The 13,327-nt window shown below is 55.1% G+C and carries 15 protein-coding genes and 2 pseudogenes; 3 read left to right on the top strand and 14 right to left on the bottom strand.

Translation table 11 applies throughout. The features are described from left to right. Positions 1–31: 31 nt before the first annotated feature. The gene (locus QMG93_RS33810) at positions 32–469 is read right to left on the bottom strand and encodes a GNAT family N-acetyltransferase (protein ID WP_281944313.1); all 438 of its coding nucleotides are present in this window, start codon (positions 467–469) and stop codon (positions 32–34) included. 99 nt (positions 470–568) lie between these two features. Further along, entirely contained in the window at positions 569–1,345 is a 777-nt protein-coding gene (locus QMG93_RS33805) for a DUF1836 domain-containing protein (protein ID WP_281944312.1), read from the bottom strand. 320 nt (positions 1,346–1,665) lie between these two features. Between QMG93_RS33805 and QMG93_RS33800 the strand changes: the two genes are divergently transcribed. Next, positions 1,666–2,631 (top strand): cation diffusion facilitator family transporter, encoded by a 966-nt coding sequence (locus QMG93_RS33800; RefSeq protein WP_281944311.1) that lies wholly within the window; start codon positions 1,666–1,668, stop codon positions 2,629–2,631. On the opposite strand, the gene clpP is transcribed toward QMG93_RS33800, so the two are convergent. The 3 genes from clpP to QMG93_RS33785 are packed head-to-tail and all read right to left on the bottom strand — an operon-like array spanning position 2,628 to position 4,195. Beyond that, positions 2,628–3,212, bottom strand: a complete 585-nt coding sequence (clpP, locus tag QMG93_RS33795) for an ATP-dependent Clp endopeptidase proteolytic subunit ClpP (protein ID WP_281944310.1) — start codon at positions 3,210–3,212, stop codon at positions 2,628–2,630. The two genes, QMG93_RS33800 and clpP, sit on opposite strands and share 4 nt — an antisense overlap. Before the next feature lie 18 nt (positions 3,213–3,230). Beyond that, positions 3,231–3,779: a hypothetical protein gene (locus QMG93_RS33790; protein WP_281944309.1), complete on the bottom strand. Its 549-nt coding sequence runs from the start codon at positions 3,777–3,779 to the stop codon at positions 3,231–3,233. Beyond that, positions 3,776–4,195 carry a MerR family transcriptional regulator gene (locus QMG93_RS33785; RefSeq protein WP_281944308.1) on the bottom strand — a complete coding sequence of 140 codons (420 nt, stop codon included), beginning with the start codon at positions 4,193–4,195 and terminating at the stop codon, positions 3,776–3,778. The genes QMG93_RS33790 and QMG93_RS33785 overlap by 4 nt, the downstream gene beginning before the upstream one ends. Positions 4,196–4,438: 243 nt before the next feature. Between QMG93_RS33785 and QMG93_RS33780 the strand changes: the two genes are divergently transcribed. Beyond that, positions 4,439–5,593, top strand: a complete 1,155-nt coding sequence (locus tag QMG93_RS33780) for an MFS transporter (protein WP_281944307.1) — start codon at positions 4,439–4,441, stop codon at positions 5,591–5,593. A 5-nt stretch (positions 5,594–5,598) separates the two neighbouring features. Here QMG93_RS33780 and QMG93_RS33775 read toward each other — a convergent pair whose 3' ends face one another. The 9 genes and pseudogenes from QMG93_RS33775 to infC all read right to left on the bottom strand — a co-directional run bounded on the left by QMG93_RS33775 (position 5,599) and on the right by infC (position 12,370). Then, the gene (locus QMG93_RS33775; protein ID WP_281944306.1) at positions 5,599–6,498 is read right to left on the bottom strand and encodes an aldo/keto reductase; all 900 of its coding nucleotides are present in this window, start codon (positions 6,496–6,498) and stop codon (positions 5,599–5,601) included. Positions 6,499–6,742: 244 nt separating this feature from the next. Continuing rightward, positions 6,743–7,297, bottom strand: a complete 555-nt coding sequence (locus QMG93_RS35270) for an EamA family transporter (RefSeq protein WP_309299722.1) — start codon at positions 7,295–7,297, stop codon at positions 6,743–6,745. 26 nt (positions 7,298–7,323) lie between these two features. After that, complete coding sequence (locus QMG93_RS35265) at positions 7,324–7,641, bottom strand: hypothetical protein (protein WP_309299721.1); 318 nt, start codon at positions 7,639–7,641, stop codon at positions 7,324–7,326. A gap of 684 nt (positions 7,642–8,325) precedes the next feature. Continuing rightward, positions 8,326–8,415: pseudogene (locus QMG93_RS33765) on the bottom strand (permease); the annotation flags it as partial. 30 nt (positions 8,416–8,445) lie between these two features. Further along, positions 8,446–9,042 carry a TetR/AcrR family transcriptional regulator gene (locus QMG93_RS33760; protein ID WP_281944305.1) on the bottom strand — a complete coding sequence of 199 codons (597 nt, stop codon included), beginning with the start codon at positions 9,040–9,042 and terminating at the stop codon, positions 8,446–8,448. A 4-nt stretch (positions 9,043–9,046) separates the two neighbouring features. Continuing rightward, positions 9,047–9,776 (bottom strand): annotated as a pseudogene (locus QMG93_RS33755) (MBL fold metallo-hydrolase). Between the two features lie 260 nt (positions 9,777–10,036). After that, the gene (locus QMG93_RS33750; protein ID WP_281944304.1) at positions 10,037–10,918 is read right to left on the bottom strand and encodes a phosphotransferase family protein; all 882 of its coding nucleotides are present in this window, start codon (positions 10,916–10,918) and stop codon (positions 10,037–10,039) included. 38 nt (positions 10,919–10,956) lie between these two features. Beyond that, positions 10,957–11,769, bottom strand: a complete 813-nt coding sequence (locus QMG93_RS33745; protein WP_281944303.1) for a class I SAM-dependent methyltransferase — start codon at positions 11,767–11,769, stop codon at positions 10,957–10,959. 121 nt (positions 11,770–11,890) lie between these two features. Continuing rightward, complete coding sequence (infC, locus tag QMG93_RS33740; RefSeq protein ID WP_281944302.1) at positions 11,891–12,370, bottom strand: translation initiation factor IF-3; 480 nt, start codon at positions 12,368–12,370, stop codon at positions 11,891–11,893. A 63-nt stretch (positions 12,371–12,433) separates the two neighbouring features. On the opposite strand from infC, the gene QMG93_RS33735 reads away from it, so the two are divergent. Beyond that, complete coding sequence (locus QMG93_RS33735) at positions 12,434–12,742, top strand: hypothetical protein (protein ID WP_281944301.1); 309 nt, start codon at positions 12,434–12,436, stop codon at positions 12,740–12,742. Positions 12,743–13,327: the final 585 nt, after the last annotated feature.

Below are 13,327 nucleotides of genomic sequence, written 5' to 3'. Positions count from 1 at the left end.
TAGTATAACAAACAATCACTGACAATGACTGTCAGGGAATCAGCTTCATCAAGATCGTCTCTTGCGGATACTCGGTGCGACACCATCGATATTTCTTCAATACCCCGGGATGTACGGCAGACTCGTCCTCCACCCGTTTGTAGCCGAACCGGCTGTAAAAGGACTCCAGATGCGCGAACGGAATGCAGTAGACGTGTAGAATCTCCCGCCGCCCGGCTTCCTCCACCAGCAAACCAACGATAGCGCCTGCCGCCTGCTTCCCGCGGAAGCGCTCCTGCACATAAATGCCGCCCATCTCGTATGTATCTTGCCCCATATTGACCAAACGGCCGATACCGGCCTTTTCTCCGTCCCATTCGGCGATCACGATGATTTCGTTCCCATAATCGGATGCGGCGAAGCCTACTTCCCGGTACTGCTCATTCACCCACGGCATGTCTTCTTCCCGTGCGGCTCTCAAGGTTAGCATGATCAATTCTCTCCCTTCACGGTAACATTATAGCACGAGCCTGCCGGGCCGGGCCTGTCCGAGAACGAGTTGCAGCTAAAGTTACCACGGCAAAAATCGCTACACCAAATCCTGAAAAAACAGCGTTGCGTTCAAATAACGTTTGGCCAAGGATTGAAAATACGAGGTCTGCACCGACACCATAGCGATAAAAATCGTATGGCTAAGCAGCTCCTTCTGCCCGTCGCTCAATCCGTCCACCGTCCCGGCATATTCGTCGGCCTTTTGCTTGATTAACTGCTCCAGCATATGATCGTGGTTGCGCAGACCGCTGTCGTGTCCGGACAAGTCCAGCACTTGGTCGTTATTCTGGTCGAGCTCTTCAAAGATCGAGGAATACGCGGCGTACAGCCGTAGCGGGGAAACGACATCGTCGGTATCGTCTTCCGGGCGGTTGAAGACGAGCGTCAGCAGCTTGCGGATCGACTCGAAATCGAGCGTCGCCTTCAAATCGTCGATCATGAACAAGATGGCGGTTTGGTCGATCGAATATTTTTTCCCCAGCCTCGGCGAAGGAATCAGCGACTTGAAATCCCGCTTCACCCAATTCTGCACCGAAGTGACCGAATACTGCGCGTATTCGATCTGATTGCCGAGCGCAACGATATCGGTTAACGAGAAGCCTTCGCTTGTGTTCTTCATCTTGATCAGCTTCTCAAAGATCGGCGGCAACGAGGTGGATACGAACGCCCCCAGCGTTTTGCCGTGCTCCATATCCGACCGGTGCGATTTGGCCCAAGCCTCCTGCAGCGTGGCTAGCGGCGTCCGGTCCTTCTTTCCCGCAAGAGACATCAGCAAGCCGGCCATTTGTTTTCTCGTCAAATAAAAGGTTTCCATAAGCGAGCCCCTTTGTGGCAATGAGTTCATTTGAACTCATCATAAGACTTTGTAGTGAGAATGTCAAAAAGCTCATCCCGCTAAGCTTGAGCTTCCTACGGCCTTCTCTTTCTCATTCCTGACGTTATTTCGCCGGGAACGCTTCAAAATGAACTTTGTTGTTTAACGAAAAAGGTCGTAATATAAGTTCATAAGAACTTGTAAAAAAACGAGTTCACCACGACGCTTCTGCCGTTGAAACAAACGGGCTACACTAGGAACGACTAGGCCGCAACCGGCAACAAGCATATCAAACTCGAAAACAATGAGGAGAGCAAACGATGGGATTATGGGCTTTACTAAAAAAAGGGAACACATCTTCCTTAATGGCGGCGTTAGGAAATACGGCTGTCGCGGCAGCCAAGGGAGTCGCCGCAGCGCTTAGCGGAAGCGGCGCGATGTTCGCGTCGGCCATGCACTCGGTAGCGGATGCGATCAACCAAGGGTTTGTTTTTGCGGGTAGCGTGCTCGCGGAAAAACAGCCGACCCGGCGGTTTCCCACCGGCTTCGGCCGTGTGATCAATCTGTTCTGCATGGCCGCGGTGATGGTTGTTTCCTTCATGGCTTACGAAACGATTCTGGAAGGCTTTCACCTACTGGCCCATCCCGCGCAAGCTTCGAATTTTTGGCTGAACTTTGCCATCCTGCTGATCGCCATCCTGACCGACGGCGCCATCCTGTGGAAGGCGATGAAAGAAATCGTCCGCGAAGCGCGCGTGGAAGCCAAAGGACTTGCGATCATACCGGCCGCATTTCGGAATGTCGGTCGATCTGCCCCTCCTACCCGGCTGGTTTTCTATGAAGATATCGTTGCGACGCTGGGCGCGGCACTTGCCTTGATCGCGGTCATCGTCACACAGCTTTCGGATTTTAAAATGCTGGACGGAATCGCCACGATCCTGATCGGATTTCTCATGGTCGGTGTGGCGTTCAAGGTCGGGTACGACAATATGGTAGGTCTGATCGGCGTAGCCGCGCCGAAAGATGTGGAGGATCGGGTCGCCGGCCTGCTGCTGGCCGACCCGGATGTCCGGGACATTAACCAGCTCCGCATCCTGCAGGAAGGCCGGACGTATCACGTCGACGGCTATGTAGAGCTCCGCGTCGGCTTGACGCTGGCGGACGCCGACGATATTAAGTTCCGCTTGAAAGCGATGCTGCTGAGCGATCCGGACATTACCGACGTTACGCTTGGCATTCTCGAAGACAACGGTGTCCGGGACTGGAGGCCGGAGCCTAGTCTTTAAACGTCCCGGTACAAAATTTCATCGATGATGCCGTAAGCCAGAGCTTCCTGCGCATTCATAAAATAATCCCGGTCGGTATCGCGTTCGACCGTATCCAAGGGCTGCCCGGTATGTGCCGCGAGCAGCCCGTTCAATTTGTCGCGAAGCTTGAGTATTCTTCGGGCGCCGATCTCGATGTCCGAAGCTTGGCCTTGAGCCCCGCCAAGCGGCTGGTGAATCATCACTTCGCTGTTCGGCAGCGCGTAGCGCTTCCCCTTCGTGCCGCCGGACAGAAGAAACGCGCCCATCGATGCGGCAAGTCCGATGCACAACGTGCTCACATCAGGCTTGACAAGCCGCATGGCATCGTAGATGGCGAGACCTGCCGCAATCGAGCCGCCGGGACTGTTGATGTACAGCTTGATTTCTTTGTCGGGATCAGCCGCGTCCAGAAACAAGAGCTGCGCGATGATCGCATTCGCCGCTTCGTCCGTGACCGGTCCGGTCAGAAATACGATCCGGTCCTGCAGCAGCCTTGAATAAATGTCGTACGCGCGCTCTCCTCGGCCGGTTTGCTCGACCACGTATGGAATCAGATGCATGAAACTTTCCTCCTTCGGTTATCGATGGTTAAAGCTGTAATCGATACGGTACTTTTTTTCCCAATCCGCGAAATCTCTGCTTCGCTGTCTAACGATCGGCGGGAGAATAACGAATTCGCGCGCTTTTTCGGCGGCTCTGTCTTGAAGCCTGCATTGCAGCGACTTCACTCGTTCGACCACCTCCTCGTCAATCGGCCATTCTTCCGTGTCATCCTCCGCTTTTAGCTCCAGGGAGATGCAAATGCTTTGGACCGCAACAACTTCCGTTTCTCCGTCCTTGGATTCCACAGCGATTCCAATATCCGCCCTGCCGCAAGCTGCCGCCTCTTCGGTGTACAGCTCAAGAAATACGTCATGACCCTCCGGCGAATCCCCGAGCAAAATAGCACCGCAGTCGGTTTCCGGGTAGCCGTTCAAATTCGGAGAGCGATGCACGCCTTGTGGCAGGTCAACCGTCAGCCGCACATCCTTGATGCTCCCGGCCCGAGGCAGCTCGAAACGGACCCACAGGTGATTCATGCCTTCTTCATGCTCCATGGCTTGCTTTGCGAGTCTTGCGGCGATCATAGCCGGTTCTCCCCTTTCATGACGTCCGAAACGGCGGCGATAATTTTTCGTTTCAGCTCACCCGGGGTTTGCGGCCCCACCGTGATGTACACATCGTCGCTGATGCGGACCGTCTCGTTCTCCAGCACCCGCTCCGGGCGGTACATGTCCATGCTCTCTCCGATCCGCCTTATTTCGTCCAACGGCAAATCCTTCAGCCTTTCCTGAATGGCGGCAAGCGTCTCTCCGGTCTTGGAAAGCGTCAGAACCGCGCGAAAATAGTGCAGGTGCTTGTCCGTGTAAACGCGCTTGTTGCCCGCCAGTTCAAGCGGAGGAACGATCCCGATCTGGGTATAATAGCGCACGGTCCGCAGGTTGATCCCCGGTTCGTCCTGCTGAAGCAGCTCCGTGATTTGCTTGGCCGTATAGCCGTTCATTCGATCACCCCATAACATCTTAGTGTTCATATTACAGTTTACTGTAACATATGCAGTTGACTGTAATTATATCCATTGACGCGCAAAATAGCAATAGCCAACAAAAAAAAGCGTACGACCTCGTCACCGAGTTCATACGCTGGCTGCGCATCGTTCGCGGGCCTGATTTTCATTGTCAATCCGCCGGAGGAATGAGATAATTATGGTCGTTCCTTATTTTGCTAACGAAAGCGGGATCGCACGATGGCTATGTCGTATTTTTTATTGTTCTACTTCGTCATTTACATGGGCAATGCCATTTACGGGACGTACATTCCCGTTTATTTTCAGTCGATCGGCGCAACGCCGACCCAGATCGGGGCGCTGCTCAGCGTCGGTCCGTTCGTCGCCGTGCTGGCACAGCCGTTGTGGGGCACCGTCGGGGACCGGGCCAAGACGAAAAACGCCGTCCTCGGCTGGCTGATTGCGGGCAGCGGGGCAATGATTCTGCTGTTCCCCTTCTCCGAAGCGTTCCTGTACTTGCTTGTCGTCGTGTGCTTGTTTACGTTTTTCCAAACGTCCATCTTCGCCTTGAGCGACGCCATCACGCTGGAGGAATTGGAGAAGCACAAGCGCTGGTCGTTCGGCCCGATCCGGCTCGGCGGCACGATCGGCTTCGCGGTCATGTCCATCACCTTCGGCTGGATCGCCAAGGATCATATCGGCTATTTGTTTTACGCATACGCCTCGGTCATGCTGGTGTCGCTGCTGCTGCTGGCCAAGTTCCCCAAGGTATCGGGATATCAATCGGCCGGCAACAAGATGCAGGTGTGGGTGCTGTTCAAAAACCGCAAGCTCGTCACCTATCTGGCGATTAATCTGGTACTGCAAATTACGATGGGGTATTATTATACGTTTTTCCCGGTGTACTACAAAGAAATGGGCGGCGACAGCGTGCTGCTCGGCTGGTCGATGGTTATCTCGTCCCTGAGCGAAATCCCGTTTCTGCTATTTGCCTCCAAGATTATGAAGCGCGTTCGCATGACGCATATTTTGCTTTTATCGAGTCTGGCGGCCATGGCCCGCTGGTTCATCTTCTCGTTCACGGACAACCCGTATTGGGTGCTCCCCACGCAGCTGCTGCACGGGCTCATCTTTATCGTCCTGACCGTCACCATGGCGATGTATATCAACCAGGAAGTGCCGAAGGAGCTCAAGGCGAGCGGCCAGACGCTGAACGGGCTTCTGAATCTTGGCCTTGCCCGGATCATCGGCAGCTTTCTGGGCGGCTATGCGAGCGAGGCGTACGGCATGCGGAACGTCTTTATGTTCAACGGCTGGGTCGCCGCCGCCTGCGCCTTAGCGATCGTCATTATCACCCTTAGGCAAGCCCGCTCGGAACGGGCGCTTGACGCCTGACGCATTTACCCTTGCCCTCTCCAGTCCTGCCCGGACGCCGTTTCGCGCCAACGGCTGCGAATCGCTTGCAGCTGCGCTTCCGGCAGGACGCCTTTCCCCGCCAGCTCTGCGTTCTGCACCCATCGGTTCGGGTTCGCCGTGCCGACAATGGCCGTGCTCACGCCCGGAATACTCAGCGTGAACCGCAGCGCGATCTCGACCGACTGCTCTAAGTCCCCTTGCAGAAAATCGTAACGAAGCCGCTGTAACCGCTCCCAATACGGCTCATGATAAGCCGAAACGGGTTTCTCACCGGTCCGCCAGGCCACATTCGCGAGCGGTCTCTTGGCAATGACGCCCATCCCCCGCCGGACAGCTTCCGGTATCGTAAGCTCTACGGCTTCCTGATCCGCAATGTTGACCGACGTCTGCAGCGTATCGAACGCCCCGCAGCGGATCGCATAGAGCGCCGCCTCGCGGTCGCCGCTATAGCCGATGTAGCGTGCTTTTCCCGCCTCGCGCGCCCGCTGAAGCACCTCAATGACGTCCCCTTGCTTCAACAGCTCTTCCGAACAGCTGTGAAGCTGAATCAAGTCGATATAATCCGTCTTCAGCCGCTTCAAGCTGCGGTCGATGCTTTGGGCGAGCAGATCCGGGTCCCAGTCCGGAATGGCAAAGCCGGAGGCATGTCCGCATTTCGTGAACAAATAGTAGTCCTTCCGGCGGTAACCGACCGCTTGTCCGATCAGCTCCTCACTGCCTCTATAACATTCCGCCGTATCGATTATATTCAACCCCGCATCCAGCGCCGAATCGAGCAATCGCTCTACGGTCGATACGGAAGCGCCTTCAAACCCGATCTCCGCTCCGCCGAATCCAAGCATACTGACCTGCATATCCGTATTTCCTAACTGACGTCTTTCCATGGCTAGTCACTCCTTCGTTTCGGATTAACATTATCTTAACAAATATTTACTCCTTTGTAAGCCGCAAGCGGTCAGGAATAAGAAAAGCTTCTTGTCGAAGCCCTTTCGAAGAAGATACATTCGTGCTTTAGAGGAAGCTTTTCTTGAAATGATAGAATGGTTCAGCTCCGCTGAAAACTTATACATTCTATCATTAATAACAAAAGCCGGCCGACCCAAACGGTCGAACCGGCTTCCATGAAGCTCATCCCTTCTGCACTCCGGTACCCGCCGCACGCATCGCGAGCCTGCCTTTCAGCGAACTCAGCGTAAACAGCAGCAGCGCGCTCCAGATCAGGCAGAAGCTGATCAAGTGAACGGTCGTGAACGGCTCGTCGTACAAAGTGACACCCAGAATGAGGCTGATGGTTGGAGCCAAATATTGCAAGAATCCGACGGTCGTCAGCGACAGCCTTTGAGCCGCCTTGGCAAACCACAGCAGCGGCATCGCCGTGGCCACTCCTGACGTTGCCAGCAGCAACTGGTAGCCTGTGCTTAACGACGATGTCGTCGATTGGCCTGTCATCCCCACAACAAGCAAATAAACGGCAGCCACAGGCAGCACGACGATCGTTTCTCCGGCGAGGCTAACCATCGGCTCGAGTCGCATTTTCTTTTTGACGAGCCCGTACACTCCGAAGCTCATCGCCAGAGCCAGCGATACCCAAGGAACCGATCCGTAGCTAAACGTCAGAACGGTTACCCCGACCGTAGCAAGCCCCATGGCCGTCCATTGTACCGCGCGAAGCCTTTCGCCCAAGAAACAGACCCCAAGCAGCACGCTTATCAGCGGGTTGATGTAATAGCCCAGGCTCGATCGACCACGCGGTCGTGGTTGACGGCCCAGATGTAAATAAGCCAGTTAAGGCTGATTAGCAGGGAGCACCCTACCATCGGCAAAACATTTTTGCGCTCGGAAAAAGCGCTCTTGAGCGCCTTCCAACGGCCGCCGATCAACAGCAGCAGCGCAACGAATACGAAGGACCACACGACGCGGTGACCTAATATTTCTCCTGAGGATACGGAAATAAAGGTTTTCCAAAACAACGGCAAAAGGCCCCAGGCAAGGTAAGCCAGCAGCCCATAACCGATCCCAGCATTCACGGTTCTCTCTCCTTCTCTATTTCTATATAATCGGAATGACTAAAGAACCCATTATACTCCCGATCCGGATATCCGGCAAGCACGACTTGACGAATGATGCGCTTTTATCGGGACTGTCTGCGGATACCTTTATCGATAAAATAACATAAAGCAATGAATACGAAAGCGACCGCTAACAAGGGAAGAACCGCCCCGTATAAATCCATGGATAATAATCCGGTTATCGTGTGAACGAAAGTTGCAATCATCTTATCAGCTCCTTTTTTGATTGAGGCTCCGGGATCGGCAATCTGACGCTGATCCGGGTTGCAGGACCCTGGCTTGAGCAAGCAAGTTCCTTGCAGTATCGGAGCAGGTATTTGCCGGCCCTTTTCCCCCGATGCCCGGGAAATGCGGTGCCGCCTCCTTGGGCGATTTGCTCCGAATATCTTCGAACGCTTCGCGCATTATCCGATAGACCAGTCCTAACTCTTCCGGACCGCTTCTCTGATCCGAATGAACATGCTTTCACCGACCTTATCTTTCGAAGTGCCTATGGTTGTGATTATAGCGGAAATTCAAGTTATTGGAAACCAGTAAAAAGGAGACCTCCCATCTCCTCCGACATGAGATGTAAGCCTCCTCATTCTTAACCAAACACATCCGTTACAAACGAAAGGGTTAATAACAAGCCCATAATGCCACCTGCCACAAGCCGAAGCCGAGCAAAGGTAAGCCTTCTGCATTCCCCGGAAAAAGAGGCATATCGGCCCGGTGTACGAGCAGATCGAGCAACCGATAAAGCTCATACCGGTTTCCTCCCTCTTAATTGGGCTTTGACTCCGCCTTCGCCCTTCGCTTCATCTCGTGCAGACCCGCAAGAAAGGTGTCGAGCAGCAGCTGAAAGCTGACGTCGAGATCGAGCGGCAGCCCGAATCCGCCGCGCTGTTCAAGCGACGAAAAGCCGTGCAGAAGGCTGCGCAGTCCGCGTACGGCATGCAGCGCCGCATCGTCCTTCAACTCGTACGCCTGCAGTGCGCGGACCACGAGATCGACCGTTTCGCCGGCCAATCGCCGCACTTCTTCGTCCTGCGGGTCGGGAGCGCGAAGCGTCGCATCGTACAGGCCCGGATGCGCGCGGGCAAACGCCACATAGGCTTTGCCTAGCTCGCGTACCGCGTCGTCTCCCGAGCGCCCGACAACGGCCTGCGTCATGACGTGCAGAAGCTGCTCCAGGCCGTAGACGGCCAGTTTGCTGCGCAGCCCGCTTAATCCGTTCACGTGATTATAAAGGGAGGGGGAGCGAACATCCAGCTTCTGAGCGAGCGAAGCCAGCGTGACTTCCTCCAGGCCGCGGGTATCGGCGATTTCAACCGCGGCTTGCAGGATCGTAGGCAGATCGAGACCGATTCTTGGCGACATCGTTTTACACGCTCCTTTTCGCGGTGAGTAGCAGATTGCGCTCGGCACCGGCAATGGCGCGGCCGATCGCTTCTTCGGGACGGCTGAGCATGCTCCCGTGCCCTACGGCGAGCAGCGAAGGCCGATGCTCCCGAAGCTTGCGGGCGCTCTCCAGCGCAAGCTCCTTGCTCCAAGTTGCCATCGCCGGGAACGGAAACCAAGGCCGAACTTGACCCGATACGGCGATGCCACCTCTTGTCTGGAACGCGTCGCCTGCAATCAAAGCCCGGTTACGGGTGTCCAGGAAAGCCATCGAGCCCGGCGTATGTCCCGGGGCCGCCACAGCCAGCAGCGATCCGATCCGGTCGCCGTCCTGAAGCATGACGTCGGCGCACGTCCGTACATTCTTCGGCACGCCGCCGCGAATCGGAGTATTCGGCTCGCCCGGGTCCAGCGTGACGTCGCCCGCCAACAGCCGCGCATCCCGGGCGGAAATATGCACCGGAACGCCGGGCAGCGCTTGCTTCAGCTTATCGAGCGCGCCGATATGATCGTCGTGCGCATGAGTCAAGACAATCCGTGTAATCGGCTTCCCGATCGTTTGTGCCGCTTGAAGAATTCCTTTGGCACTGTATGGGAGAAGCCGCATCGATCAATGTCAAGCCATCGTCCTCTTCAACCAAGTAACAATTTACCGGAAACATCCGCGGCATAAACGTCAGTTGGTAAACGGTCAGTTCTTGTTTAATTTGCATCTTAATATCGCCCCTTAGTTAAATAACTAATATCGTTAGTTTTATAATAACTAATGTCATTAGTTTTTGCAACCCTATTTTTGTGGCTGATGAAAAAAACAAAAAAACAGTTACCTTAGAAGATAACTGTTTCCGTCTACCTTATGGCCCAAACATGAATCAAGCTGAACTTTTGTTGCGCCGCAGCCGATCAACCCGGTCGCCCGTGTCACAGCTCGCGCCTCATGAAGCCCCGTGCCGCTTCACCGCCCCCGCACAGTTTACCTGTACGCTTCGATCCCATCGCGAAACGCTTCGGGGTCGTCGTTCTCCAAACCGAATAACGCTTCCTGCAGCGCGAACGTCCCTTGATAAAATTTCACCCGCTCCAGCAGTCCTTCCATATCCGGATCAAGCTCGATCATATACCGCAAAAACGGCTCTCCATAAGAAGCGAGCAACCCCGCATAATCCACCGCCGGATCTCCGGGACCGGACGAACCGAAATCGAGGATGCCGCTAATTTCGCGCCGCCCCGGATCGTAAAGGATGTTCGAGCCCCCGAAATCGCCGTGAACGAGCACCGGCGTTATTCGAAAGTTCGACCCATTGCCGAGAAAGCCCGCAAAGTGCCGCTCCGTCCATCGCTGCGCTTCCCGGTTCATGTGAGGATACAGCTTCGCCCGGATGCGCTCGAACAAGTCCGACCATTCGCGGTAACCGTCATACTCCGACCCGGACTCTCCCAATGCATCGGCAGGCACGCTGTGCAATTCGTTCAAAAAGGCGGCGAGCTGCCGGGCAATCCCGCGAACCGTGGGGACACCCGCGCGCTCCAGTTCCCTCCACTGCCCGTCCAGTAACGGTTCCCCGAGAATTCTCGGATAGCCAACAAACACGCTTCCGATCCGCTCGGATTGGAAATTCCACTTCGCCGGGGCCGGGACCGGGATCGACACCCGCTCCTTCAGGGCATTCAGAAGACGGACTTCGTAGCGAAGCCGCTCGATCCCTTCCGCATATTTGGGAAATCGAAATATCCACTCGCCATTGACCAACAGCACATCGTTGTTTTGACCGGACTCGATGGCCTCAACCTCGCGCAGCGGCAGCTCGGGACAATAGTGTCTGAGCGTTTCCATGTACAAAGATTTATGTTCCATACGCATCAATTCCCCCCGCACCGGGACGTAGCGGTCGTTCAAGCTTCAGTCGGCTTAGTCGCCCGAATCGAGAACAGCATCGGGAAATACTCCTTCCCTTTCATTCTCCACCAGCCGTCCTCGCCTTTCTCCATCAGCCCTGGGAACTTCTCGTACATACAGAAAGGAAACTCATGCACGAATTCGATCCGCAGCCCGGCTTGAATCAGCGCGGTTACAATGGACCCCAGCGAATGCGCCCATTCGTAGGTGACGGTATTGTTGATCTTGGCATTCCGGTCGGCATACGTGCCCTCGAAATCGAGTACGATCGCTTCGCCTTCGAAATAGGAATAAACCATGCGCAGCTCTCCGTCCACCAGTTCGAAAATATCGGCAAGCGGATGACCTTCGGCAATATAAAAAGTGCCGCCGGGCTTCAGCTTCTCATAGATAATTTCCGCCCATCGGGTCAAATCCGGCAACCAGCACAGTACGCCGTAAGACGTGAACACGATGTCGAATGTCTCCTCCGGCAGCTCCTGAGGCACATCGTACACATTCGCGCATACGAACCGGGCGTCCAGCCCCAGCTTGTCGTTCAGCGAGCGGGCGAGCTTGACCGCTTCCTCGGCAAAATCGACCCCGGTCACCCGCGCTCCGAGCCTGGCCCAAGACAAGCTATCCTGTCCGAAATGGCACTGCAGATGCAGCATCGACTTCCCCGCCACGTCGCCTAATTCGTCCAGTTCGACCGACAAGAGAGACGAACGGCCAGCAAGAAACGATGACACGTCGTAAAATTCGGATTGCTCATGCACCGGCGCCCGGTCGTTCCAATTGTCCCGATTTTTGTTCATTCCGTATTCCATATGGAAAACTCCTTCCAGATTACGATCCCTTCCATCCTATCGCAATCCGAAAACAGGTGTAAATAGCCAAAATTGGTTGAAGTTAAAAAATCCGCCACTGTAGCAAACGCTCCCCGCAGCCCTAGTCGGTCAACGGATCGACTTGAACGGCCGCTTGCTTCCCGCTAAGCTGGATGCCCGTTTTCTTGCGACCGCTCTCGGCCAAATCGTTCAGCAGCGATTCGAGCAGCGCTTTCGCTTGGGCTCCTTCCTTGCCTTGAATCCGCACGACGAACTGGACCGCGTCCCCGGATTTCAAAATCCGCTCCGCCTGCTGCTTCTTCGTCTCGTAATCGTGCTCCTCGATCTGCGGCGTGAGACGAATTTCCTTCAGCTTCGGCGTCCGCTCGCGCTTTCGGTCTTGCTGCGCCTCTTCTTTCGCCGCCCCGGCGCGGATCAGCTTGCACGGCGGCGGACTGCTCATGAGCGACGTGCAAACCAGATCGACCTTGAGCTTCCGGGCCATCGCCAACGCCTCGGCAGTAGGGACGATGCCAAAATCTTCGCCGTCGACTCCGGTCAAATGAACTTCGGACGCTTTAATTTTTTCGTTAAGAATCATTGTGAACCCACCTGAACTTTCGATATAATGAACCCATCTTACCGCTTAGAAGGAGATTTTTCAATGAACCGCAAAGAAATCGAAGAACAAGTCATCCGCAATTATCAGCGGGACGAAAATATTATGATTCTCGCGTTCGCCCAGTGGTGCATCAACCACGGCCTCGATCCCGTCGCGCTGTATGAGCGCGCCTATCCGCAGCAGGAAGCGAACGCCGCGCTTCAGCAAGCGCTGGAGCTCACCGTGCCGAAGGAGGAAGCTGGGGAAGTGCCGGACGATACGCTGCTCGGGGTGCTGTCCATGTTCGGCAACGAAGATCTTGCTTTCGTCGTTACGCAAGAAATCGCAAAGCGTCAAAAGTCCGGACGGTAAACCCGGCATCGCCGGATCCGGAGTCACAGCTTGGGCCTGCAGCTCGCAGGCTCCCAGCCGGCGAATTCCGCTCCTGACTGACATCGAACCCTTGTCCTGAAGCCCGCCCTCTAAGCGGCCGAAGGAACGGACAGCATTCCACTGCATGGAAGCGTGCATCCATCGCTCCCGACAATACCAGTGGAAAGATCCCCTACCCGGTCAACCGCTTCCAATCACTCGCCGCCCACGATAGAGGAACTGCAATGCGTTATCTCATCCATTTCGCCGCTCGCAGCGCAAATAGAGGAACTGACGTTCGCTTATACCCCCATTCTACGGAACATGAACATTTTTCGACACGAATAAGTCATCCTGCTTCCTCTAACCCCCGACGAACGATCCAACGTTCCGCTTAACGCATCGCAGTTCCTTTATTTCTCAGCTTCATGCAGTTGTCAGCTGCACTCACTATCGACCGCACGCACTTGTCAGTTGCACCCACTTAGCGAATCCACACAACCCGAAAATCCAACCTATCCGTACACCTCAAAAACCCGCCCCCCCTACATATCGTAATTGCAGCCCACCAATGCATTCTTCTTT

It is taken from the genome of Paenibacillus tyrphae, from assembly GCF_027925525.1.
Taxonomy (GTDB): domain Bacteria; phylum Bacillota; class Bacilli; order Paenibacillales; family NBRC-103111; genus Paenibacillus_G; species Paenibacillus_G tyrfis_B.
This window is presented reverse-complemented; position numbering and strand designations above follow the sequence as displayed.

Bases quoted from the DNA above. Each gene is read 5' to 3' on its own strand.
- QMG93_RS33810 (WP_281944313.1), bottom strand. From the start codon at position 469: ATGCTAACCTTGAGAGCCGCACGGGAAGAAGACATGCCGTGGGTGAAT.
- QMG93_RS33805 (WP_281944312.1), bottom strand. From the start codon at position 1,345: ATGGAAACCTTTTATTTGACGAGAAAACAAATGGCCGGCTTGCTGATG.
- QMG93_RS33800 (WP_281944311.1), top strand. From the start codon at position 1,666: ATGGGATTATGGGCTTTACTAAAAAAAGGGAACACATCTTCCTTAATG.
- clpP (WP_281944310.1), bottom strand. From the start codon at position 3,212: ATGCATCTGATTCCATACGTGGTCGAGCAAACCGGCCGAGGAGAGCGC.
- QMG93_RS33790 (WP_281944309.1), bottom strand. From the start codon at position 3,779: ATGATCGCCGCAAGACTCGCAAAGCAAGCCATGGAGCATGAAGAAGGC.
- QMG93_RS33785 (WP_281944308.1), bottom strand. From the start codon at position 4,195: ATGAACGGCTATACGGCCAAGCAAATCACGGAGCTGCTTCAGCAGGAC.
- QMG93_RS33780 (WP_281944307.1), top strand. From the start codon at position 4,439: ATGGCTATGTCGTATTTTTTATTGTTCTACTTCGTCATTTACATGGGC.
- QMG93_RS33775 (WP_281944306.1), bottom strand. From the start codon at position 6,498: ATGGAAAGACGTCAGTTAGGAAATACGGATATGCAGGTCAGTATGCTT.
- QMG93_RS33760 (WP_281944305.1), bottom strand. From the start codon at position 9,042: ATGTCGCCAAGAATCGGTCTCGATCTGCCTACGATCCTGCAAGCCGCG.
- QMG93_RS33750 (WP_281944304.1), bottom strand. From the start codon at position 10,918: ATGGAACATAAATCTTTGTACATGGAAACGCTCAGACACTATTGTCCC.
- QMG93_RS33745 (WP_281944303.1), bottom strand. From the start codon at position 11,769: ATGGAATACGGAATGAACAAAAATCGGGACAATTGGAACGACCGGGCG.
- infC (WP_281944302.1), bottom strand. From the start codon at position 12,370: ATGATTCTTAACGAAAAAATTAAAGCGTCCGAAGTTCATTTGACCGGA.
- QMG93_RS33735 (WP_281944301.1), top strand. From the start codon at position 12,434: ATGAACCGCAAAGAAATCGAAGAACAAGTCATCCGCAATTATCAGCGG.